General features: G+C 36.5%; 20 protein-coding genes. 13 read left to right on the forward strand and 7 right to left on the reverse strand.

Going from position 1 to position 21,896, the window contains the following annotated elements:
- Positions 1-65 precede the first annotated feature (65 nt).
- Positions 66-1,586: a succinyl-CoA:acetate CoA-transferase ScpC gene (gene scpC, locus ACIQ1H_RS18840; RefSeq protein WP_402890951.1), complete on the reverse strand. Its 1,521-nt coding sequence runs from the start codon at positions 1,584-1,586 to the stop codon at positions 66-68.
- A 290-nt stretch (positions 1,587-1,876) separates the two neighbouring features.
- Positions 1,877-2,527: a LytTR family DNA-binding domain-containing protein gene (locus tag ACIQ1H_RS18845; protein WP_173479405.1), complete on the reverse strand. Its 651-nt coding sequence runs from the start codon at positions 2,525-2,527 to the stop codon at positions 1,877-1,879.
- A gap of 505 nt (positions 2,528-3,032) precedes the next feature.
- Here ACIQ1H_RS18845 and ACIQ1H_RS18850 point away from each other — a divergent pair.
- From ACIQ1H_RS18850 to ACIQ1H_RS18865, 4 genes are all read left to right on the forward strand, one after another.
- Positions 3,033-3,827 carry a helix-turn-helix transcriptional regulator gene (locus ACIQ1H_RS18850; RefSeq protein WP_173479406.1) on the forward strand — a complete coding sequence of 265 codons (795 nt, stop codon included), beginning with the start codon at positions 3,033-3,035 and terminating at the stop codon, positions 3,825-3,827.
- A 225-nt stretch (positions 3,828-4,052) separates the two neighbouring features.
- Positions 4,053-4,814, forward strand: coding sequence for a membrane protein insertase YidC (gene yidC, locus ACIQ1H_RS18855; RefSeq protein WP_402890953.1), 762 nt, complete (start codon positions 4,053-4,055; stop codon positions 4,812-4,814).
- 56 nt (positions 4,815-4,870) lie between these two features.
- Complete coding sequence (locus ACIQ1H_RS18860; protein ID WP_402890955.1) at positions 4,871-5,119, forward strand: hypothetical protein; 249 nt, start codon at positions 4,871-4,873, stop codon at positions 5,117-5,119.
- Positions 5,120-5,352: 233 nt separating this feature from the next.
- The gene (locus ACIQ1H_RS18865) at positions 5,353-6,123 is read left to right on the forward strand and encodes a M15 family metallopeptidase (protein WP_402890957.1); all 771 of its coding nucleotides are present in this window, start codon (positions 5,353-5,355) and stop codon (positions 6,121-6,123) included.
- A gap of 272 nt (positions 6,124-6,395) precedes the next feature.
- On the opposite strand, the gene cls is transcribed toward ACIQ1H_RS18865, so the two are convergent.
- The 3 genes from cls to ACIQ1H_RS18880 all read right to left on the reverse strand — a co-directional run bounded on the left by cls (position 6,396) and on the right by ACIQ1H_RS18880 (position 10,192).
- Entirely contained in the window at positions 6,396-7,853 is a 1,458-nt protein-coding gene (cls, locus tag ACIQ1H_RS18870; protein ID WP_402890960.1) for a cardiolipin synthase, read from the reverse strand.
- 283 nt (positions 7,854-8,136) lie between these two features.
- Positions 8,137-8,934 (reverse strand): YwqG family protein, encoded by a 798-nt coding sequence (locus ACIQ1H_RS18875; protein ID WP_402890963.1) that lies wholly within the window; start codon positions 8,932-8,934, stop codon positions 8,137-8,139.
- 97 nt (positions 8,935-9,031) lie between these two features.
- Positions 9,032-10,192: an MFS transporter gene (locus tag ACIQ1H_RS18880; RefSeq protein WP_402890966.1), complete on the reverse strand. Its 1,161-nt coding sequence runs from the start codon at positions 10,190-10,192 to the stop codon at positions 9,032-9,034.
- Between the two features lie 476 nt (positions 10,193-10,668).
- Between ACIQ1H_RS18880 and ACIQ1H_RS18885 the strand changes: the two genes are divergently transcribed.
- Positions 10,669-10,806 carry an Lmo0850 family protein gene (locus ACIQ1H_RS18885; protein ID WP_004232019.1) on the forward strand — a complete coding sequence of 46 codons (138 nt, stop codon included), beginning with the start codon at positions 10,669-10,671 and terminating at the stop codon, positions 10,804-10,806.
- A 76-nt stretch (positions 10,807-10,882) separates the two neighbouring features.
- On the opposite strand, the gene ACIQ1H_RS18890 is transcribed toward ACIQ1H_RS18885, so the two are convergent.
- Positions 10,883-12,070 (reverse strand): FtsW/RodA/SpoVE family cell cycle protein, encoded by a 1,188-nt coding sequence (locus ACIQ1H_RS18890; RefSeq protein WP_228134192.1) that lies wholly within the window; start codon positions 12,068-12,070, stop codon positions 10,883-10,885.
- A gap of 172 nt (positions 12,071-12,242) precedes the next feature.
- Between ACIQ1H_RS18890 and ACIQ1H_RS18895 the strand changes: the two genes are divergently transcribed.
- From ACIQ1H_RS18895 to ACIQ1H_RS18930, 8 genes are all read left to right on the forward strand, one after another.
- On the forward strand, positions 12,243-12,995 hold the full coding sequence (locus tag ACIQ1H_RS18895) for a hypothetical protein (RefSeq protein WP_228134191.1): 753 nt from the start codon (positions 12,243-12,245) through the stop codon (positions 12,993-12,995).
- Positions 12,996-13,196: 201 nt separating this feature from the next.
- On the forward strand, positions 13,197-14,276 hold the full coding sequence (locus ACIQ1H_RS18900; RefSeq protein ID WP_402890969.1) for a D-alanine--D-alanine ligase: 1,080 nt from the start codon (positions 13,197-13,199) through the stop codon (positions 14,274-14,276).
- Between the two features lie 11 nt (positions 14,277-14,287).
- Complete coding sequence (locus ACIQ1H_RS18905) at positions 14,288-15,655, forward strand: UDP-N-acetylmuramoyl-tripeptide--D-alanyl-D-alanine ligase (protein ID WP_402890971.1); 1,368 nt, start codon at positions 14,288-14,290, stop codon at positions 15,653-15,655.
- A gap of 146 nt (positions 15,656-15,801) precedes the next feature.
- Positions 15,802-16,494 (forward strand): alpha/beta hydrolase, encoded by a 693-nt coding sequence (locus ACIQ1H_RS18910; protein WP_402891000.1) that lies wholly within the window; start codon positions 15,802-15,804, stop codon positions 16,492-16,494.
- A 348-nt stretch (positions 16,495-16,842) separates the two neighbouring features.
- Positions 16,843-18,387 (forward strand): degradosome RNA helicase CshA, encoded by a 1,545-nt coding sequence (gene cshA / locus ACIQ1H_RS18915; protein WP_228134187.1) that lies wholly within the window; start codon positions 16,843-16,845, stop codon positions 18,385-18,387.
- 111 nt (positions 18,388-18,498) lie between these two features.
- On the forward strand, positions 18,499-18,978 hold the full coding sequence (locus ACIQ1H_RS18920; protein WP_228134186.1) for a PH domain-containing protein: 480 nt from the start codon (positions 18,499-18,501) through the stop codon (positions 18,976-18,978).
- Positions 18,971-20,446, forward strand: a complete 1,476-nt coding sequence (locus ACIQ1H_RS18925; protein ID WP_402891003.1) for a PH domain-containing protein — start codon at positions 18,971-18,973, stop codon at positions 20,444-20,446. Before ACIQ1H_RS18920 ends, ACIQ1H_RS18925 begins: the two co-directional genes overlap by 8 nt.
- 112 nt (positions 20,447-20,558) lie before the next feature.
- Positions 20,559-21,134 carry a GNAT family N-acetyltransferase gene (locus tag ACIQ1H_RS18930; protein WP_402890974.1) on the forward strand — a complete coding sequence of 192 codons (576 nt, stop codon included), beginning with the start codon at positions 20,559-20,561 and terminating at the stop codon, positions 21,132-21,134.
- 105 nt (positions 21,135-21,239) lie between these two features.
- Here the strand turns inward: ACIQ1H_RS18930 and ACIQ1H_RS18935 are convergent, their stop codons facing one another.
- On the reverse strand, positions 21,240-21,860 hold the full coding sequence (locus ACIQ1H_RS18935) for a rhomboid family intramembrane serine protease (RefSeq protein ID WP_228134184.1): 621 nt from the start codon (positions 21,858-21,860) through the stop codon (positions 21,240-21,242).
- Positions 21,861-21,896: the final 36 nt, after the last annotated feature.

Consider the following 21,896-nt stretch of genomic DNA (forward strand, 5'->3'; position numbering starts at 1 on the left):
CCATTTTCGACAAAAAAAGAATGCCTAATAAGTTGAACTTATTAGACATTCGAAAATTGATAAAATTAAGCTTTAGCAATTTCTTTTTTCATTGTTTTGTTTTTCGCAAGGTTTACGTGCCAAGAAAGAGCCTCTTCTAAAATGTGAGGAGTTTGTTGGTTACCAGTTGCTTCGATAGCACGGTTGTAGTAATCCCATAATTGTTCTTTGTAATCTGGGTGTGCACAGTTTTCAATAATTAAAGGTACACGTTCTTTTGGTGCTAAACCACGTAAGTCAGCAATACCTTGCTCAGTGATAATTACATCTACATCATGCTCAGTGTGGTCTACGTGAGAAACCATCGGTACGATTGAAGAAATCGCTCCACCTTTTGCATATGATTTAGTTACGAAAATACCAAGACGTGCATTACGTGCAAAGTCTCCAGAACCACCGATACCATTCATCATACGAGTTCCTGATACGTGAGTTGAGTTTACGTTGCCGTAGATATCTAACTCAAGAGCAGTGTTGATTGAAATTAATCCCAAACGACGGATAAGCTCTGGGTGGTTAGAAATTTCTTGTGGACGTAAGCAAATTTTATCAGCATATTTTTCTAAATTGCCGTATACTTTTTGCTGTAATTCTTCAGTAAGTGTAATTGAAGTAGCAGCTGCGAATTTAACTTTACCAGCATCGATTAAGTTAAATACCGCATCTTGAAGTACTTCTGATGCAACAACTAAATCTTCAAATTCAGAATCTGCAAAGCCATCAAGTACAGCATTTGCTACTGAACCTACACCAGATTGTAATGGCATTAATTGTTTTGTTAAACGACCCGCTTTAATTTCATCGCGGAAGAAGTCTAATAGAATGTTAGCCATTGTTTGTGTTTCTTCATCTGGTGGTACGATTAATGAAGGAGCATCGGGCTCTTCAGAAATAACAATCGCTTTAATTTTAGCTGGATCAACTTTGATACCGATTTCACCAATGCGTTGCATAGCATCTGTCATTGGAATAGCTTCACGATTACCTTGTTCTCCAGGTACATAAATATCATGAATACCAATTAAAGCTTCTGGATGAGAAATGTTTAACTCGATAATAATGTTTTCTGCGTATTGTGCAAAGATTGGTGAGTTACCAACAGAGTTTGTTGGGATAATAAAACCATCTTCAGTAATAGCAACTGCTTCAAGAATTAAATATTTAATTGGTCCGATAATTCCTTGACGTACTAGCTCAGCATTATGAGAAAGGTGAGCGTCTACATATAGGACATCGCCAGAGTTAATTAAGTTACGGATACCCGAGTCTCCTTGGAATGGTCCGCGTTTACGAATTGCACCAGCTTCAGCTAAGTATTTATCTACTTCTGGCCCTAATGATGCACCTGTGTATACATCAATTTTAAATTCTTCATTTTTTGCACGCTCAACTAATGCCATTGGAACAACTTTTGCATCCCCAGCACGAGTAAAACCACTCATACCAACTACATCACCGTTAGAAATAAGTGCTGCTGCTGCTTCAGCAGAAACAATTTTACTTTCAAGTTCTTTTAAACCTAGGCGTTTTTGAATATTTGCATCCATAAAAAAATCCTCCCCTAAATCATTTTGATGGAAACCGATTACAAAACTAGAAAAAACCTGTATGAATTTTCTGTTTATTCAGTTGTAGTATGACTCCAACCATTTGATTAATACTATCACCAATTTGTCACAAAAACTTTATAATTAGCATTAAATTAAGTAAACAAAGAAAAAACGAGCGGAAGGTTGATTTTTCGACAGAGAAAACGTTTTATTGTAGAGCTAAGGTTTCGAAACGAAAAAAGTACAGCAAGCTATCCTAAAAGAGGAGCTTGCTGTACTAGAGCATATTAGAAGCCTAAAGAACGACGGAAATAACTTGCGTAGCGTTGACTAACAGGGATACGCGTACCATCTTTCATTATTAATAAGAACGTTGAGTGTGAATCTGGCTGAATTTCATCAATGTAATCAATGTTTACAATATAAGAACGGTGACATCTAATAAATGAGTCAGGTGCTAAAAATAGCTCAAGATCACTTAAATTTAAACGGTGATAGCCTTCACGCCCCATTGTTTTAACAAATGTTTTACGAAGCTGTGTTTCAAGATAAATGACTTGATCATGCTTAATTGGATACCAACAATCATCGATTTTAATCGTGATATAGTTTGTTAAAAATGCAGATGGTTTTTGCGGGAAGATGGCTGTGATAGCACCTTTTGTCTCGCCTTCTTCCATTAAAGGAATACTCATACCATAGTAAGCAACACCAAATACATCAGGTTCAATATACGTGCTGATTTTTTGATTATAGCTTAATGCCTTATGTGCAGCTGAACCTTCTTTAATAGGGTCACCTGGCTTAATTTTTAAATCAACCTTTTTGCTCGGTTGGTAGTACAAGTATTCATTTGTATCGGAAATTGCAATTGAAGTATTCTCAGGGAAAAACTCCTTAATAATCTCCATGATTTCTTCTATTTGTTTTGGATCCACTATTAGCACCTCGTTTTAACTTTTAAAAATAGTATTATCATCTATTTTACTACATATTCGTATAAATTATATAGAGAAGATTTCGGAATAAAAAAGAGATATGTCGATTGCTAAAATAAAAAGCGGAATAAATGCTTACATAAAATTCAATATGGAGTAATTAATTACTAATTAATTTTATTATGTATATGGTAAAATTTAAATGTCTATTAATAAGTTTACAAGGTTTCAACTATCTTTATATGATAAATAAGAACTAGAATGATGTGCAAAATGTGGTTGAAAGGAAATCGCAGAATATGGTAAAATTCACTGTAAAGTATATTTTTTTTTAATACTGGTGTTTAAGTTGGGTTATTTTTAAGCTATATTCAATATATAATTGTGTAATAGGACTCAATTCATATGATAAATAAGTAAATACTTTTTTCTTATTTTGAAATTGCAATTCGATGTCAAATATTGTAATGTAATTCGTGCACTCTGAGGAAAGATGGGGAAGATTATGCAACTACATCAACATTCTATGTCCGAAACGATATCAAAAAGATACTTCCAAGAAATCGATAATATTAACCAATATGTCGGTGTAGAAGAATTTTTTAATATTGAGTCAAAGTTAATATTTGAAATTTATCATTTAGAATCTGCGAAGGCAAAAAAATCTTTGCATGAATTAATTGATATTCTTTCTATACGTTTTGGCAAGCAAGTTATTAAAATTGTGAGAGGTTACTTTTCTGTATTAGCGTCGATTGTTGCTCGTAAATTACTAGACAATCAAGTACCTTCAAAGAAAGCCTTCGCTTTTAATATTGCTTGTAATGATATGATTGAAAATCAAATGAAAGACGCTGAATTTTTGCAATTTGCTGATGATTTAATCGATTTCTTTGTTTATTTTATCGCAGATAGAAAACAACCGACTTTCCGTCATCAGACAGTCAACAAAGTGATTATGTATATAAATGATGAGTTAGAAAATGATTTAACAGTCGAAAGTATCGCGAATAACTTCCATATTAGTACTAGTCACTTATCACGTATTTTTAGAGAACATGTGGGCATAACATTGGTTGAATATTTAAATGTTCGTCGAGTAGAAGAATCACAATATTACTTACGACATACAAATAAAAGCATTACGTCAATCTCAGACCAATTCCATTTTTGTAATCAGAGCTATTTTACACGTATTTTTAAAAAATACACAGGTGTAACACCAAAGCATTTCCGTGATGAGCTACACCATGAGTTTTATCGTTTTGAAATGAACGAGACTGAGATGCAAAACGTATAAATCTAATTTGGACATTAAATGACTGGCGCTAACTATATGAACATACTATAAGATGCGATCGTATTAGCGATGCTAAAGCGTGCATCTTTTTTATGTAGCCGATCGCCATTGTTCCAAGTTTGCGATAACACGTATAAGAATTGATAAGTAGCGCTTGCTATTTGATAAAGGTAGTCTTTATAAGGTATACTTCACATTAGTTGAAAAATAATAGTAGGTGGAAAAATGAAAAATTTGAAGCTATTATCAATGCTTGGTCTTGTTGTTTTTGTATTAAGCGGCTGTCAAGCAGTTGAGAACAAAGAAGGCTTTTTCTATAGTGTTTTTGTAAAACCTATGGAATTTTTACTGGAGTTTTTCGGAAATGATATTTTTTCAGGTAGCTATGGTTTAGCGATTATCGCCATTACGGTCCTTATCCGCTTGGTCTTAATGCCAATTATGTTGAAAAATTATCGTCAGCAACAATTAATGAAATCGAAAATGGATGCCTTCAAACCAGAAATGGAAGCCGTTCAGAAAAAAATGAAGGAAGCAAAGACAAAAGAAGAACAAATGCAATACCAGCAAGAAATGATGGCTTTGTATTCAAAGCATGGTGTCAATCCGTTGAATATGGGTTGTTTACCAATGTTAATTCAAATGCCAATCATTATGGGTCTTTACTTTTCAATTTTATATTCTGCCGATGTGAAGTCACATGAGTTTTTATGGTTTAGCTTAGGTTCACCAGACATTGTTATGACAATTATTGCAGGGATTGTTTATTTAGTACAAGCACGTGTATCTTTATGGACTGTACCAGAGCAACAAAAAAAGCAAATGAAAATGTTTATTTACATTTCGCCAATTATGATTGTCTTTATTTCTATGTCCTCTATGGCAGCTCTACCTCTTTACTGGTCTGTCAGTGGTGCATTACTAATTCTTCAAACGTATATTGGTCGAAAATATTATTCGGAGCATCCCGAAAAAGCAAAATCATAAATGAATTTATGTCGAGGCGCTTGTGTAGCCTCGATTTTTTTTAGGAGGAAAACAGCATGAACACAAAATGGATTTCATCAATTCTTGTTGCAGTTTTTAGTATCGCAGCCATTGTATTTATCATTTTAGGTAACTTCAATTTTGCTGTACTAGCAATGACTATCATGTTTGCTATGTCAAATGGTTTCAGAGCAAAAAACTTTAAAGAGCAGGGATATATTAAAGAAGCTAAATGGATGAAGTATATGTCTATCTTTTTCGCTATAGCTTCAATCGTTGTTCTTATTATCATTTTTACAGAATAATAGGGGAAAAGCTTCACTAAAAAATGTGAACAGTGATAAAATAAAAATATCATATTGAAATGTCCCGGCGAAGGTCACAGATTTTCAGAGTTTTTTCAGCAGGCTCAATAAATCTGGACGCCATTAATGCCGAGGCGTACTGATTAAAGGTCTTAGGGTTGCGCAAACTCTCGATGAAACGACCTGTCTGGTAGTTAAGCAACCCTGTATCTGTACAAAAGGGGCAAAAAAAAGTGAAAAAAAGTCGTTTACCACTTATTATTGGTGCTGTTATTTCAGTGGCATTGATCGTTTCAATTTTTGTAGTTATAAACTATAAAAAAAGCCAAGTAAATGTAGCATCTGATGAGGAACAACCAGTAGCACAAAAAGGCAATGAAGATGAGTCAACAAAAGAACAACCAAAAACACCTGATAATACATCTGAGCCTCAAGAGCAGCCAGATGAAAACGGCTATTACCCAAATCAAACGATACCAACAGAGCCTACCTATATTGATGGCGTTTTATTAGCAAATAAAAGATATCCACTACCATCAACATTTGCACCTGGTGAAAGTCCAGAGGCTCGTCAAGCGTTAAATACAATGATTGCAGAAGCGAAGCAACAAGGTTTTAACTTAGTAGCGTTTAGTGGATATCGTTCATACGAGTATCAAACAACTTTGTATAACAACTATGTAAAGCGTGATGGTCAGGCTGCTGCAGACCGCTATAGTGCACGACCAGGTTTTTCAGAGCATCAAACAGGCTTAGCATTTGATATTGGTGAAGTTGGCAAAGATGATTTATGGCTGACTGAGGAGTTTGGAGAAACACCAGCTGGACAATGGCTATTTGATAATGCTGCACAATTCGGTTTCATTTTACGATTCCCACAAAACAAAGAAGACATTACAGGGTATATGTATGAATCATGGCATTACCGTTACGTAGGGGTCGAAATTGCTAAAAAAATTAAAGATCAAAATCTTACTTTAGAAGAATATTTAGGCGTGAAATAAAAAATAAGAGAATCCTACCGTTGATTTACGCTAAAGGTGGGCGCACTGTAAGTCGCAACCCTCGCTACGCACGGTTTTGACCCTTTTATCTAGATTCTTGGACTATAGCTTTAGTCGATGTTAAACCGACAAGTTGTTGTACTATCCTTAGGAAAACAGGGGAGAAGCAACCGTCTTAGCGGAAATCAACAACATAAAAAGTGTTAGATTGACTCCAGTCAATCTAACACTTTTTTCTTTTGTCTCGGCATCCAGTGAACATTATTAAGTAGCTACAATACTGGTGTTAACAAACGCGAAATCGATTCCTTGAACTTAATCATGTTCGACCGATTTTGATACATTTCCCACGTTAATTCCGTGCAATCTAAAATATCCTTTTCAAATAGCTCTGCCAATTGATGTGATATCGTTGAATCATAAATAAATGCATTAACTTCGAAATTTAAACTGAAACTTCGTACATCGATATTGGCAGTTCCAACTGTAGACGCTTCATCGTCGATAATAATGGCTTTAGCATGAATAAATCCTTTTTCATAAATATAAACTTTTGCCCCAGCGCGCAGTAGCTGCCCCACATAAGAGTATGTAGCCCAATAAACAAACATATGATCCGGTTTATTTGGAATCATTATACGAACATCAATACCTGAAAGTGTAGCAATTTTAATGGCATCTAAAAAACTAACATCTGGAATAAAATAAGGAGTTTGAATATAAATATATCTTTTCGCCATATTAATAAGTTTTAAATAACCTATTTTAATTTGTTCCCACTCAGAGTCTGGACCGCTTGAAACGATTTGTAAGCCTACATCACCTTTTTTAGGAATCGCTGGGAAGTAGCGATCTGAATAGCCCATTTTTTGCTGTGCAGAAGCTTGATTCCAATCTAGCAAAAAGCGTGTTTGTAGCGGATGGACGGCACTACCTTCAATGCGTAAATGAGTATCTCTCCAATAGCCAAATTTCTTTTGGAGTCCAAGATATTCATCTCCTACATTAAAGCCTCCAATATAACCAATACGACCATCAATAACTACGATTTTACGGTGATTTCTAAAATTTAGACGTGGATTGAGCAGTGGGAATATGGAGGGGAAGAACACTTCAACCTCACCGCCCGCTGCAAGAAGTTCTTTGAAATGTCTTCTTTTAACATTGCGGGAGCCCATTTCATCATACAAGAGCCTCACTTTTACCCCTTGTTTTGCCTTTTTGATCATTGCGTCGACAAGACGCGTACCTAAATTATCTAAACGAAAGATATAATATTGAATGTGGATATGGTCTTTTGCTGCTTCAATATCTCTTATTAGCTGTTCAAACTTGTCCGCACCATCATCAAAAATAGCAATATGGTTGTCTTGTGTTAGTACGGCATTGTTCGTTTTTAAATGCATGTAAATCATCTCTTTATAATTTTCAGCATTTTCAATACGAAACTCGAATGTATCCTCTCGAATCGTATCAATTTGGTAGCTAATCAGGTTATCTATCCCAATATCTTTGCGTCCTTCCCACCGAAACAAATGCTTCTTCCGCAGTTGCCTGCCGACTAGTAAATATAAAATAAATCCAACTAATGGCAAGAAAAATAGGACAAGAATCCATGCCCATGTAGAAGTGGCATCTTTACGTTCTAAAAAAATAATGGTCATCGCTGATAAGATGTTAAAGATTAATACTAAAGGTACTAGATATTCTACATCTGTAAAAATGCTCATTCCTGCACCCCTCTACTATATTTCATATAATACTTAGTATAGCCTACTTTTCAGGTGGAAAGAAAGAAGAGTCCGCTATTTGTTGTTACCATAGAAAAGATTACCCCAAAATATGAAGAGGTAATCCATAGCGCTTCTATAAATTGATGAAAAAACAATGCTAGAGTCTTGTCAGGACAGCGAGCACTATAACGAACAAAGCGGCAAGCCTCCAAGTGGTATGGCTTGCCGATTATGTTTCTGTCGATAAGCCGCTTCAAAAGAGAAGGGGACTCTCACTAGCTTAGGAGTAATATTCCCATTGAAAGAATATATCCGAAAAATCTTGTTGTAGCAGTTTTTCACGATTAATAAAAAACTTCCCTACGCCACTATCTGCCCACATAATACCGAACTCATCATTAGAATCAATCTGTAGTAAAAGGACATCATAGCGTTGTAAAAGCTGTGACGTATGTCGAATGTCCTCATCTAAAAAATATGCATAACCACCTATTTTTGCCCCTGCACCTAAAAAATGCTGTAAATATATTTCGTGCAAATTAACATCATAATTTAGAGTAGCTATTAGGCTAGGTAAATGATGCACAGCACGATAATCTAACGCAGAAACAGGTTCTAACGTGGAGTGGAATTGTAATGCTAACTCCTCATTAATAGGAAACCAATTATTTGAGGAATGTGATTGGTGATGGTGTGTTGGCATAGTAATGTAGGATTCTACTGTCGGGTAAAATCGTACCTTATAAAACTGTTGAAAAATATCTTCTTTATAATACGCTGCATTGGCAAAAATATTAGATGATATAAAAAATTGCAAAATCCCTTGTGTAGGAAAACCTTGTATTTGCGGTACTTCTGCAAAATTTATTTGAGCTAATAAACGCATAGATTCACCAGTAATGTCTTTTGGAAGTGTTTGATAATATGGTAAATAAGGTTCACCGGCAAATTTACTTTCTGTTAATGAAGTTGTTCGTTTAGCTGGCGAAATAATAATCGCTGGAAGCAGCGAACTTTCAATTTCAGAACGTAATGGGTAAAGCTCTTTAGGTAGTGACAAATTTATCGTTTTGTTCATGCGGTGTCCTCCGAGTTTACACTTTCAAACATTAATGCTTTTAACAAATATAATTAAAAACGTCTGTTATTATAAGATACGACATTTTGTAAGTAAATTATTCAAAGCGTAAAGTTTTATTTGATGCTCGATAAATAAACATCAAACTAATTGAGATAATTGCGATTGCAGCAGCGATGTAGTAACCAAGATTCGATTCCACTGTAAATAACCACGTGAAAAATAGAGGACCGAGAATACGTCCTAAATTGTCCATAGAATAAGAGAGGCCTGCTGCAGTTCCGTATTGGCCACCTGATTCTTTGGAGGACAGTGACACAACGCAAGTTCTTGCAAGGGCATTTCCAGCTGTGAATACACAAAGTGCAAATCCTGCCATCAATAGATTGCCCGTTAAAGTAAATAAAAGCATACCGATTGCAGTAACGATTTGAGCTCCGATAAGCCATGACGTTTCCGAACCATTTTTAATACGACGAACAACGCCTCCTTGTATGGCAGCATCTACAAAGCCACTAAACATAAATAAATAGCCAATTTGCAATGGTGTGATGTGAATACGATCAATTTGGAAAAGCTGGAATGTTGCTTCTACTCCTGCGAGCATAAAAGTTACTAAAAATGAAAACATAAATAAATAACGAACACGGTATTGCAGCATTTTGCCAACACCTTTTGGTACAATTGCTCGTTTTGTTACATCTTTTCGTTTTTCTGGTTCTTTTAAGACGAAAATTGCATAAATAAATAATAGCGCAATTAAAACTGCTGATGCGATGAATGGTAATTGCAAGCTATAATGACCTAGCATGCCGCCAATTGCAGGACCAAAGATAAAACCTAGACCGATGGACATGCCCATGAAACCCATGTATTTATTACGATCTTCCTCGCTCGACATGTCACCGATAAATCCTGTTACCGCTGTATAGAGTGCACCTGAGAATAAGCCACCAACTATTCGTGATACGTATAACATCGTTAAATTATCAATAAAAATTGAAAAAATGATAAAGCTGAGACTGAATCCAACCAATCCCGTCAAAATAAGTTGCTTACGTCCGACTTTATCGGATAGCTTTCCCCAAAGTGGTGCAGTAAAAAAACTTGCAAGTGAATACACTGTCAGTAAACCGCCTACATGAATGTTTTGCCAGTCGTGTTGCACGATGACTTCAGGTAAGACTGGAATAATAATTCCGAAGCCTAAGTAGACGAGAAATTGTACTGACATTAAGAGTAAAATTGGTTTTATCATTTAATTTCCTGCTTTCTTACAATATTTCAGTATGTATATTCTACCTCTCTTGTTCTTGCTAATACAAGGAAACGGAGGAAAAGCATTTTTGTTAGCTAATGTAAAAAAGTTTTTTTAGTCTTTTTTATTTCGCTTAGCGGTTTTTCCACAATAAATATTCCTTCTTCTATACCCTCCTTTGGTAGAGGTTTTAACTGGTCCCAACTATCCATATTGAATGAAAAAAATAATGAGGAAATATGAATAGAACCTATGAGATGTGCAAAGAATATAGTTAAATCAAATCAGTTTTTTTTTGCCGTACAAAATGGTCATTAAACATAATTTACATTGTAACAAAATTGAAAAATATTAAAGACGAGTTAAATGGTATGATAGATATAAATAGACTTGTCTGACATCTATAACATAGAATATTGAAACTTTTTTGGAAATAAAACGTTATATAAAATCGAGGAAAGATTGAGGTGGAATGTATGACGAAGGAAGTAGATTTGAAAAAGATTGTTTCGAATTTATCGAAGTTGGGTGTGACTGCCACTGTAACGAAGTCTCGACTTGAACTTTTAAAAGTGCTCACACCACCAACGCAAACTCCGCAAGTTCAAGCTTAACTCGTTTTACAAAAAAAGAATGGATCGTCTTTTAAAATGAAGACAATCCATTCTTTTTTATTTCAGTTTTTAATTTTTAATCATCTTCATCGTGCGTTGTAAACATGTAAGTACGATAATGGAAACGCATGCTAAAGACCAGTCCAATGGCGAGTGCATTGCCCATTAGTGAACTTCCTCCATAGCTAATGAACGGAAGCGGAATACCAGTAATTGGTAATAATTGAATTGTCATGCCTATATTTTCGAATACGTGGAAGGTAATCATAGCAATAATTCCTGCACATACATAAGTTGAAAAAGGATCTTTTAACAAAAGAGTTGTTTTTGTTAAATGATAGATTAACAAAAAGAAAATACAGATTACGATACTTGCACCAATAAATCCCCATTCCTCACCAATGACGGTAAATATGAAGTCCGTATGATTTTCTGCTACGTATACTTCGCGACCACGGAAACCTTTACCGAAAATTTCGCCAGAACCTATGGCGTTTAAGGAAGTGATTAAATGGTAGCCATCACTAGAAGAATATGAATAAGGATCTAGCCAAGAATAAATTCTGGCAAACTGGTAAGCTTTAAAGCCAAATGTTTTTTCTAAAAAGTCCTGCATGTAAAGCGCCATCCAAAGGAGACTTCCCCCGATAACTGCGCCCCCTAAAAAAGTAGGTAATATAATCTTCCAAGAAATACCTGCTACAATGACGAGCGCTGCGGTAATTGCAAAGAAAACGAGTGCAGATCCAAGGTCAGGCTGTTTCATAATAATACCAAGTGGTATAATCAACGTTATACCGATTTTGCCTAGTAAAATGAAGTCTGATTTGATAGATCTTAAAGAATAAACTTCATGGTGCTTACTAATAAGTCGCGCAAGTGCTAAAATATAAAAAGTTTTCATAAATTCGGAGGGCTGGATATTGCCGAGCGGTGTATGGAACCAGCTTTTTGCTCCATTTACAGGCTCACCAATCTGACCTTTTCCTTCCGGCATGAAAATAAGTAAAACTAAAAGGGCGATCCCTGCTCCATACATATACCAAGCCATTTTTTTATATTGATCGGGTTCGAAAAACATAATGACGCCGATAATAACTGCACCAATTACATACCACTGTAACTGCTTTGGTACGTAGTTAATGCCGTATTGTCCAGAAGTTTGCGCAGATGCAATAGCTAACAAACTAATGACAAGGAAAGTGAAAAGTATAAAAGCGAGCGTCCAGTCAAAACGGTTCACGAAATTTCGTTTATTTTCCATAAAAGCCACCTAAAATAAAATAGTTTAAAGAGATGCGTACATACGCATGTTGAACATTAACATTATAACGCAAAAAACAATTTTACGCCTGAGTATATTGTTCTGACGACAAATAGCATAAAATGTTTCAAAAAATGATGATTAGTTTTATAATGAAGTGAAGAATGGGGTGATGGTTGTGGCTAAGAAATTAAAGTCAGCTGAAGATTTTATGTATCATATATATGTTCATATGAACGATGTCGATAAATTTGTTATTTTTAGCGGGCTTAAGCTTTCGCAATTTGTGGCTGCTTTAGATCCACTGCATCACTTACTTTTACTTAAGCATTCCTATGAAGATGGATCATTTAATATGCATACACAGTTTGATTATGTACCAGATGAGGAGGTTCCTCGTTTTGTAAAAAAGGCTACAGAGTCGAAGGAATTGTGTTGGATAGACTTTATGGATGAAAAGAGGCTAGATCAGCTGACTGCAATGGAGCAAGGAGAACTGCTTTACATTAGCCATAAAAAAGAACCGATTACATCGCCATTTTTTAATAAACTGCAAAATCGGTTTGTATATTGTTCTTCGGATGTAGAAAAAATGACAAAGATTTATTTTCGCCATTTAAGTGATTCGGATTTACTTGTTGCAAATGTGATTAATTCGTTAATTCGTGAGAAAGAACGAAGCACGGGTTTTTGGAGACGGAAAGTAAAATCAAGTATTCCTTGTCTTACACCAGAATTTTTGAGAGCTTATCGTTCTTTTGCTAAGGATGGTGCATTGTTATCACTATATCGCATCGAGAAGCCGAAAGCTGCATATGGTATAGAAATTCGTAATTTATCAGATTATAACTTCCCAGATGAAGTCTGGGATGATTTAAATACAATTTTGAAAAACGAACACGATGAATTGATTCAAATTATTTAGCGCTATTTAGCAGGTATTTCACCAGCCAAATATCAAGGGAACCGAAGCAAGTGATAGTCTGTCATTTACTTAGGTGATAACTTTTGAATGAATAAGGCACTCAAATCTCACCGTAATTTTGACGGTGAGATTTTTATGTCATTTGTCAAGACGTTTCGTGATAAACTAATAATACTCAAGAAGTATGTGGAGGGCACAAAAATGAAAAAAAGAATCGGTTTATTATACGGCGGAAAATCAGCGGAGCATGAAGTGTCATTGTCGACAGCGTGTGCGGTCACTGGAGCTTTGAATTTCGAGGAGTATGAGATATATCCGATTTACATTACACAAAGTGGGGAATGGCGACGCGGGGAGCGTTTAGAAAAACCTGCAAGCTCGATTGAAGAATTGCAATTTGGTGATGATGCCATTGTTTTAGAAAATAATATTACAGCATTTTTAATCGATCAAAATGGCGCAGCAGTACAATTTGATGTTATTTTCCCTTTACTGCATGGCACAAATGGGGAAGATGGAACTGTACAGGGCTTACTTGAAGTATTAAATCTTCCGTATGTCGGAAATGGTGTATTGGCGTCATCAGCAGGTATGGATAAAGTGATTATGAAGCAATTGTTTGAAATTGCGGGTTTACCACAAGTGCCATATACGTACTTCATTCGCAGTGAATGGACTAATGAGCAAGAGACTATTTTAACGCGCTGTGAAGAAACATTGGCTTGGCCGATGTTTGTGAAGCCTGCCAATTTAGGATCAAGTGTTGGCATAAGTAAGGCTTCAAATCGTCAAGAGCTTATAAAAGCGATTGAGGTGGCTTTGCAATTTGACCGTAAAATTGTAGTGGAGCAAGGAATTGTAGCACGTGAAATTGAACTAGCTGTACTGGGCAATGATTATCCAGAAGTTTCAGTGCCAGGTGAGATTAAACCTATGACTGAATTTTATGATTACGACTCGAAATATAAGGATGGCTCAACGGCGCTTATTATTCCTGCAGAGCTGCCTACAGATGTTGTAACAAGCTTAAAAGAACATGCAAAAAGCGCGTTTAAAATTTTAGATGGAAGCGGTTTAGTACGTGCAGACTTCTTTGTTACGGCAGATCATGACATATATATTAACGAAGTAAATACGATGCCAGGTTTTACGCCTGTAAGTATGTATCCGCTTCTTTGGCAACATACAAATGTAAGCTATCCAGAGCTTATTAATCGACTGATTGCTCTAGCACTTGAGCGTTATGAGGAAAAACAACAGCTTCAATATAAAAAAGACTGAGTGGGATTATTGTGAAAAAGACATTAAAGCAATTAGCAGCATGGTTGAATGTTGAGGAGCCAGCTTTTGGAGAGACGGTAGTAACTGGTATATCTATTGATACAAGAACGATCAATCAAGGAGATTTATTTGTACCATTTCGTGGAGAAATGGCAAATGGTCATAAGTTTGTACAACAAGCTTTTGAAAAAGGAGCAGGTGCTTCGCTTTGGCAAAAAGATGAACCGAATCCACCAAAGGGTGTTCCGTTATTATTTGTCGATGACCCAGAGCTGGCATTACAGCAATTGGCACGTGCTTATCGTGACGAGCATAAGGCAACTTTTATTGGCATTACAGGCTCGAATGGTAAAACGTCAACAAAGGATATTTTAGCAGGTACGCTTGCTCCGTTTTTTAAAGTGCAAAAAACGATTGGCAATTTTAATAACCAACTAGGTTTACCGATTACGATTTTACAGCTTGATGAGGATACAGATGTTGCAGTACTTGAGATGGGCATGAGTGGCTTTGGTGAGATTGAATTTTTAACAAAATTAGCTCGACCTCATATAACGGTAATTACAAATATTGGCGAGGCGCATATGCAGGATTTAGGCTCTCGTGCAGGCATTGCTAAAGCGAAGTTTGAAATTATTCAAGGCATGCAGAAGAATGGTGTCCTTTTTTATGATGGTGACGAACCATTGCTAAAAGAACTTGTTGCAAAAGAGCAAAATTTAAATGCGAAGGCATTTGGTTTAGAACGAGGCGATTTGTTATATGCTGACAATATTGAGGCAACAGCCAATGGAAGTAGCTTTACAACGCACGGCGCGATTGAAGGGGATTTCTTTATCTCAGTTCTTGGTAAGCATCAGGTGAAAAACACATTGATTGCAATGCTTATCGCCCAAAAGCTAGGGTTAAATGATGAACAAATACGCGAATCGTTAAAAGGTGTCACATTAACAGATATGCGCATGCAACAAGTATATGGAAATCAAGGTGCATTATTTATTAATGATGCCTACAATGCTGCACCTACATCTGTAAAGGCTGCTATTCAGTTTATTGCAACAACGACGATTCGTCCTGAAAAGTGGCTTGTCTTAGGGGATATGCTCGAGCTTGGAGCGAATGAACAAAGCTTCCATGAAGACTTATCACTAGCTATTCATGAAGGTGAGATTGACTACGTTTGTTTATATGGTCCACGTATGGCCCATTTATATGAAGTGTTAAAAGAACGTTTTGATGCTGATCATTTACTATATGAGCAAGATGATTTTGCACCAATTATTGCAAAGCTTCAACAGGCTACGGAACAGTCCATCGTTTTATTAAAGGGCTCACGTGGCATGAAGCTAGAAACGATTTTACAAGCATTTACTTCATAATTTATTATAATTAATAGTTACCGACAGGGTAAAAATCCGCTTTTGCTGTAATAGACATCATATGCGGGTTTTTACCTTTTTTGAAAAAAATTATAATGGCGGGCTATGTTGCTCGTAAAACGTCCACTTTTTTAGAGGTGAGAGTAATGGCAATAGGTGTATTATGTTTACATGGATTTTCAGGAGGGGCTTATGAAGTAGAGCCTTTTACCGCTTATTTACGTGCTAATACAAATTGGTTAATCGAAGCACCTACTTTATCAGGACATGGGGAAGAACTGAATATGAAAGGTTTTACAGCACAGCATTGGTTAATGGATGCCGAGTTGGCTTTTCGAGCGCTTTCAAAAAAAGTCGAGGAAATTATTGTTGTTGGTTTTTCAATGGGCGGAATTATTGCGCTCTACTTAGCAAAGCGTTATAAAGTAAAGAAGCTCGTACTGCTCAGTGCGGCAGCTAAATATGTAAGCCCTAAGCAACTCGTAAAGGATTTTAAAATGCTGGCGACTGAGGCGTATCATCGAAACCTTTCTAATAATGAGCTGTATTTGAGATATCGACATAAGTTTAATAATGTGCCATTATCAGCGACAATCGAATTTATGAAACTTGTTCAAAAGGTGGCGCCATATTATCAAGATATTAAAGTGCCTGTTTATATTATTCAAGGGAAATTAGATGGGATTGTACCATATCATACCGCCCAATTTTTATTCGATGAATTAGCCTCAATGCATAAAAAGTTGTATTTTTCTGATAATGGAAAACATCATATTTGTTATTGTGAAGATTGTTTTGACTGGTTTACGAAGGTTTTAGCGTTTTTAAAAGAGCAATAAAGTAGTCAGATTATTACGACTCATGCGTTATCGTTGCATACGGTTCATTACCATGATAGACTAGTGTAAGCAATGGATACATTTTGTGCGAAGACTCTTCATAATTTGGTTGAAGAGTACTTTTTTTTGAACATAACGGTTTTATTCTAAGTGAATAATTACGCAGAATCAAACCGCTCGGTAAAGACCGGGCTTTCCTTTTCATATAAGAGAGCTCTACATGGAACTTTGTAGAGAAAATTTTTAAGTAACGGAAACGTTCCACAACACAGGCTCGAATTTGCCGACAACTTCATCTGAAAATGTAACCATTTGTCAACTTAAAAGGAAAAAAGGAGATTGAGAAGTTTGACAAATTTTTCAGAATTAAATATTAGCGAATCTACATTACGTTCAGTAAAACGTATGGGATTCGAAGAAGCAACACCAATCCAAGAGGGGACTATTCGTTTTGCCATTGAAGGTCGCGATGTATTAGGTCAAGCGCAAACTGGTACAGGTAAAACTGCCGCTTTTGGTATTCCACTTATCGAGAAAATCGATCCTAAAAACCCTAATATCCAAGCATTAGTAATTGCTCCAACTCGTGAATTAGCGATTCAAGTTTCAGAAGAACTATATAAAATCGGTTACGACAAGCGTGTGAAATTATTATCAGTTTACGGTGGTCAAGAAATCGGCCGTCAAATTCGTGCACTGAAAAATAAACCACAAATTATTGTTGGGACACCAGGTCGTATTTTAGACCATATTAATCGTCGTACTTTAAAACTAGAAGATGTTCAAACACTTGTATTGGACGAAGCAGATGAAATGTTAAACATGGGCTTCATCGAAGACATTAACTCAATTTTAGAAAACGTACCTGCTGAGCGTCAAACATTATTATTCTCAGCTACAATGCCACCAGCAATCCGTAAAATTGCTGAAACATTTATGCGTGAACCTGAAATTGTAAAAATTAAAGCAAAAGAATTAACAGTGGATAACATTGAACAATTTTTTGTAAAAGCTGCTGAACGTGAAAAATTCGATGTTTTATCTCGTCTATTGAATGTTCACCAACCAGAATTAGCAATTATCTTTGGACGTACAAAACGTCGCGTAGATGAGTTAGCACAAGCTTTATCAATCCGCGGATACCTTGCAGAAGGAATTCACGGTGATTTAAGCCAAGCAAAACGTATTTCAGTTTTACGCCAATTTAAAGAAAATAAAATTGATATCCTAGTTGCAACAGATGTTGCCGCTCGTGGTCTTGATATTTCAGGCGTTACACATGTATATAACTTTGATATTCCTCAAGACCCTGAGTCTTACGTTCACCGTATCGGTCGTACTGGCCGTGCCGGAAAATCAGGTCTTGCAGTAACGTTTGTAACACCTCGTGAAATGGGTTATTTACGTATCGTTGAAGAAACAACGAAAAAACGTATGACACCACTTCGTCCACCAACAAATGACGAAGCTTTAGTAGGTCAACAACGTTTAGCTATTGAGACGCTTGAAGGTATTATTTCAACTAATAACTTAGGTGATTATCGTACATTAGCTACAGAAGTTCTTGAAAACCATGATGCAATTGATGTAGTAGCTGCTGCATTACGTTCATTAACAAAAGAGCCAGATGATTCGCCTGTTACAATTACAGAAGAACGTCCATTACCAATGCGTCGTGAGCGTTCTGGTGGCGGTGGCGGTCGCGGTGGTGATCGTAACGGTCGTAACAGAAACGGTGGCGGTCGTAGCTATGGCGGTAACCGTCGTGAAGGTAGTGGTGGCGGAGATCGTCGCAACAGTGGAGGCCGTCGTGAAGGTGGTCGTCGCGAAGGCGGAGCTCGCCGTGAAGGTGGACAAGGTCGTTCACGTGCACCACGTCGTCATGAAGACTAATTAATTTTTGAACCTTACAGTCAAATTGGCTGTAAGGTTTTTTTGTGTTTATATTGAAACAAATTAGTGTTAGTGTACGTATACATAGGTAATTAAAAGAGGGGGAACAACATGAGAGCTGAACCAATTCATCAAATTTCTCGAAAAGGGTTAACGGTATGGCGATTGTATGGTGTTTTACAAACACTACTATTGTTAGTCATATCTGCTTTGGTATGTTACGGGACTTATTATTTTGAATGGCCTTCATTTATTTATATCATCGCAATTGCTGTTGTTTTATTAAGCGTTTTTTTATTGGTGTATTTATTTCCTAAGATCCGTTGGGAGCGTTGGCGATATGAAGTCCGTGAACATGAAATTGAAGTGCAACATGGATTATTTGTAGTAAAACGCACACTCATACCTATGGTACGTGTACAACATGTTGATACTACACAGGGACCAATTTTAAAAAGATATAGCTTAGGTAATATTTCAATCTCTACAGCTGCCACAGTACATACCATTCCTGCGCTTGTCATGAACGAAGCAGATGGACTTCGTGCGCGTATTTCGGAATTAGCAAGGGTGGCAGAAGATGATGTCTAATGAAATTTATCGTTTGCACCCTGTATCGGCTATTATTTCTAGTGTCAAAGCACTAAAAAGTATGATACTTCCTGTTGCTATTATTATTATTAGTAACGGTTTTAACTTTTCATTTAATTTCCGCAGCGAATATTTTTTTGAAACAGTGTTATTGTTTGGCGTGTGGGGAGTAGCGGCTGTGCTTGCGCTAGTTGGTGGTATAGTTAAATGGCGTACCTTTGTTTATTGGTTTGAGGATGGCGAATTACGGGTGAAGTATGGGTTATTCGTAAAAAAGAAGCGATATATTCCTTTTGAACGTATTCAAAGCTTAAATTATCATGAAGGTATTTTTCACCGTATCTTCGGTTTAGTAAAGGTGCAAGTAGAGACTGCAGGGAATAAGGGTGGTAAGCCAGAGGCAGAATTAACAGCTATTCGAAAAAATGCAGCAGATGTAATAGAGCAAGAAATGCGTCGAGCAAAAACGCAAGTAGCTAAACATCTAGACGAAGAACAATCACCTGAGCAGCAAGTCGGTGAAATAACGGCTCCTGCAATTTATCATATGTCAATGCGGGATTTACTTGTGTTAGCAACGACTTCTGGTGGGATAGGTGTAGTGTTGTCTGGTCTTGCAGCAATAGTCTCGCAGTTTTCAGATATTATTCCCTATGATGAAGTCTTCCATGAACTGGCGGATTTTGCGAAGGTGGGGGCATTTTTAGTTGCCGTAATGGTTATGTTTGTCCTTATTGTTGCTTGGTTAGTATCGGTAGTCATCACACTTGTAAATTATTATGATTATACAGTTCGCATTGAAGATGAAAAGCTAATGATAACTAAGGGGTTACTGGAAAAGAAAAGAATTACACTACCGTTAAATCGAATACAGGCAATCCGAATTGTTGAAAATCCTTTGAGACAAGTATTTGGCTTTGCAACAGTTGTTGTAGAAAGTGCTGGTGGTAATGGCGAAAATGGTAGAGATAAGAAAATTGCATTGTTTCCACTTATTAAAAAGCAAGATTGTTTGCAAACATTAGTGCAACTTTTCCCTGAAATGAATTGGCAACCTGAATTTACAAGGGCTCCGAAACGAGCACGTCCATTTTTTTATCGCATCGACTTTTTCTGGCTTGTACCGATTATAGGAGCTTGTAGTTATTACTTCTATCCTTATGGGTTGTTGTCATTATTACTAATTCCACTATCCATATTACTTGGCGTTTGGCAACATAGAACAGCAGGTTATATGATCGATGGAAAGCAACTTGCAATGCAATATCGTATATTCAGCCGTATTACATTGTTTATGGAGAAAAAACGGATACAATCTATGGAAAGTAGTCAAACGTATTTCCAAAAACGCAAGCAAGTAATGTCTATAAAAGCTACGGTAATGTCAGGGATGTCTGGTATGACAGGTAATGTTCCGAGCCTAGAGCAACGAGATGCCGAAACCATATTATCTTGGTATGAACATTAATAGAGAAATAAGCTAATCTTTACATGGAAATGTGGGGATTGGCTTTTTTTATATACAAAAATAGGAAAAACGCGTTTATAATAGAATAAATCGGCGAAAAGGGGTGGGATTAATGTTTAGATACAGCATAAATGAACACACATATTTAAAAATGTTAGATTTAAGCGATGTAGATGAATTATTTGCACTAACGGATCGTTCGCGAGACACTTTACGTGAGTGGTTACCCTTTGTAGACAATGTGACATCAGTGAAAGATACGGAGCATTTTGTACGAAATGCGATGCAACAATATGTTGATAATAACGGGATACAGGCTGGGATTTACTATGATGGTAAGTTAGCAGGTGTTATTGGTTATCACCAAGTAAATTGGCAACATAAATGGACGAGCATTGGCTATTGGCTTGGTAATGATTTTGTTGGCAAGGGGCTTGTGACGAATTCTATGAAGGCGTTCATCGATTTTGCTTTTGACTATTTAAAGTTACATCGTATTGAAGTACGAGTTGCAGTAGGAAATATTCGTAGCCGTACAATTCCAAAAGTATTAGGTTTTAATGAAGAAGGACGGTTACGAGATGCTGAATGGTTATACGATCATTATGTAGATCAAGTCGTATATGGGTTAACCGCAACAGAATGGAAAAAAATAAAAATGGCTAAAGAGGATACAGTTGTACTATAATTTCAACGATACCATAACAGTGAGGTAACGTTTGTGAGCTAAAAAAGAGGACTAGCCCAAAGTGATGAAGATATCACAGTTTGGGTTAGCTCCTCTTTTTATAAGCTATTTGCCAGCCATTTTTTGCTTGCGCCAGCTTAAAATTCTTGTGGGATGTAAGTAAATAAGACCGAGAATGAAACCTGTCACTAAACCACCTATATGGGCATAAACATTTACATTGGACTGTAAGAAAGTCATGATGACACTGATGACGATAATCGGCAATATAAGCTTACGAAGCATTGGCATCGTGCGACGCGTATAGTAAACAAGAGCACCGAATGCTCCAAAAATCCCGAAAATTGCACCACTTGCGCCAAGGCTTGCATAGCTTCCATCATTAAGCATAAAGGTTGCCATGTTACCTACGATGCCAGATAATAAGTAAATCGTAATGAAACGTGCTTTACCAGCAATTTTTTCGAGTTCTGGTCCAAATAAAAACAGAGAAAACATATTAAATAGCACATGCATAAAGTTTGCATGCAAAAACATGGCTGAGAATACTCGCCACCATTCACCGCTTTGTATGAGGAAATTGACTTGAATCCCATAGTTCCACAGCAGCTCCCCTATAATGGGAATAAGGGTTAATACATAAAGAATTAGATTCACAGCTATTAATGTTGAAACAACAGGGTAATAACTTGTATATTGCTTAAAATTTTCTGTTCTACTAAACATAGCTCCACCTCAATTTACAATTATTATACATGGCTT

Source organism: Lysinibacillus sp. NPDC097279, from assembly GCF_044761745.1.
GTDB lineage: Bacteria > Bacillota > Bacilli > Bacillales_A > Planococcaceae > Lysinibacillus.

Bases quoted from the DNA above. Each gene is read 5' to 3' on its own strand.
- scpC (WP_402890951.1), bottom strand. From the start codon at position 1,586: ATGGATGCAAATATTCAAAAACGCCTAGGTTTAAAAGAACTTGAAAGT.
- ACIQ1H_RS18850 (WP_173479406.1), top strand. From the start codon at position 3,033: ATGCAACTACATCAACATTCTATGTCCGAAACGATATCAAAAAGATAC.
- yidC (WP_402890953.1), top strand. From the start codon at position 4,053: ATGAAAAATTTGAAGCTATTATCAATGCTTGGTCTTGTTGTTTTTGTA.
- ACIQ1H_RS18860 (WP_402890955.1), top strand. From the start codon at position 4,871: ATGAACACAAAATGGATTTCATCAATTCTTGTTGCAGTTTTTAGTATC.
- cls (WP_402890960.1), bottom strand. From the start codon at position 7,853: ATGAGCATTTTTACAGATGTAGAATATCTAGTACCTTTAGTATTAATC.
- ACIQ1H_RS18875 (WP_402890963.1), bottom strand. From the start codon at position 8,934: ATGAACAAAACGATAAATTTGTCACTACCTAAAGAGCTTTACCCATTA.
- ACIQ1H_RS18880 (WP_402890966.1), bottom strand. From the start codon at position 10,192: ATGATAAAACCAATTTTACTCTTAATGTCAGTACAATTTCTCGTCTAC.
- ACIQ1H_RS18885 (WP_004232019.1), top strand. From the start codon at position 10,669: ATGACGAAGGAAGTAGATTTGAAAAAGATTGTTTCGAATTTATCGAAG.
- ACIQ1H_RS18890 (WP_228134192.1), bottom strand. From the start codon at position 12,070: ATGGAAAATAAACGAAATTTCGTGAACCGTTTTGACTGGACGCTCGCT.
- ACIQ1H_RS18895 (WP_228134191.1), top strand. From the start codon at position 12,243: ATGGTTGTGGCTAAGAAATTAAAGTCAGCTGAAGATTTTATGTATCAT.
- ACIQ1H_RS18900 (WP_402890969.1), top strand. From the start codon at position 13,197: ATGAAAAAAAGAATCGGTTTATTATACGGCGGAAAATCAGCGGAGCAT.
- ACIQ1H_RS18910 (WP_402891000.1), top strand. From the start codon at position 15,802: ATGGCAATAGGTGTATTATGTTTACATGGATTTTCAGGAGGGGCTTAT.
- ACIQ1H_RS18920 (WP_228134186.1), top strand. From the start codon at position 18,499: ATGAGAGCTGAACCAATTCATCAAATTTCTCGAAAAGGGTTAACGGTA.
- ACIQ1H_RS18925 (WP_402891003.1), top strand. From the start codon at position 18,971: ATGTCTAATGAAATTTATCGTTTGCACCCTGTATCGGCTATTATTTCT.
- ACIQ1H_RS18930 (WP_402890974.1), top strand. From the start codon at position 20,559: ATGTTTAGATACAGCATAAATGAACACACATATTTAAAAATGTTAGAT.
- ACIQ1H_RS18935 (WP_228134184.1), bottom strand. From the start codon at position 21,860: ATGTTTAGTAGAACAGAAAATTTTAAGCAATATACAAGTTATTACCCT.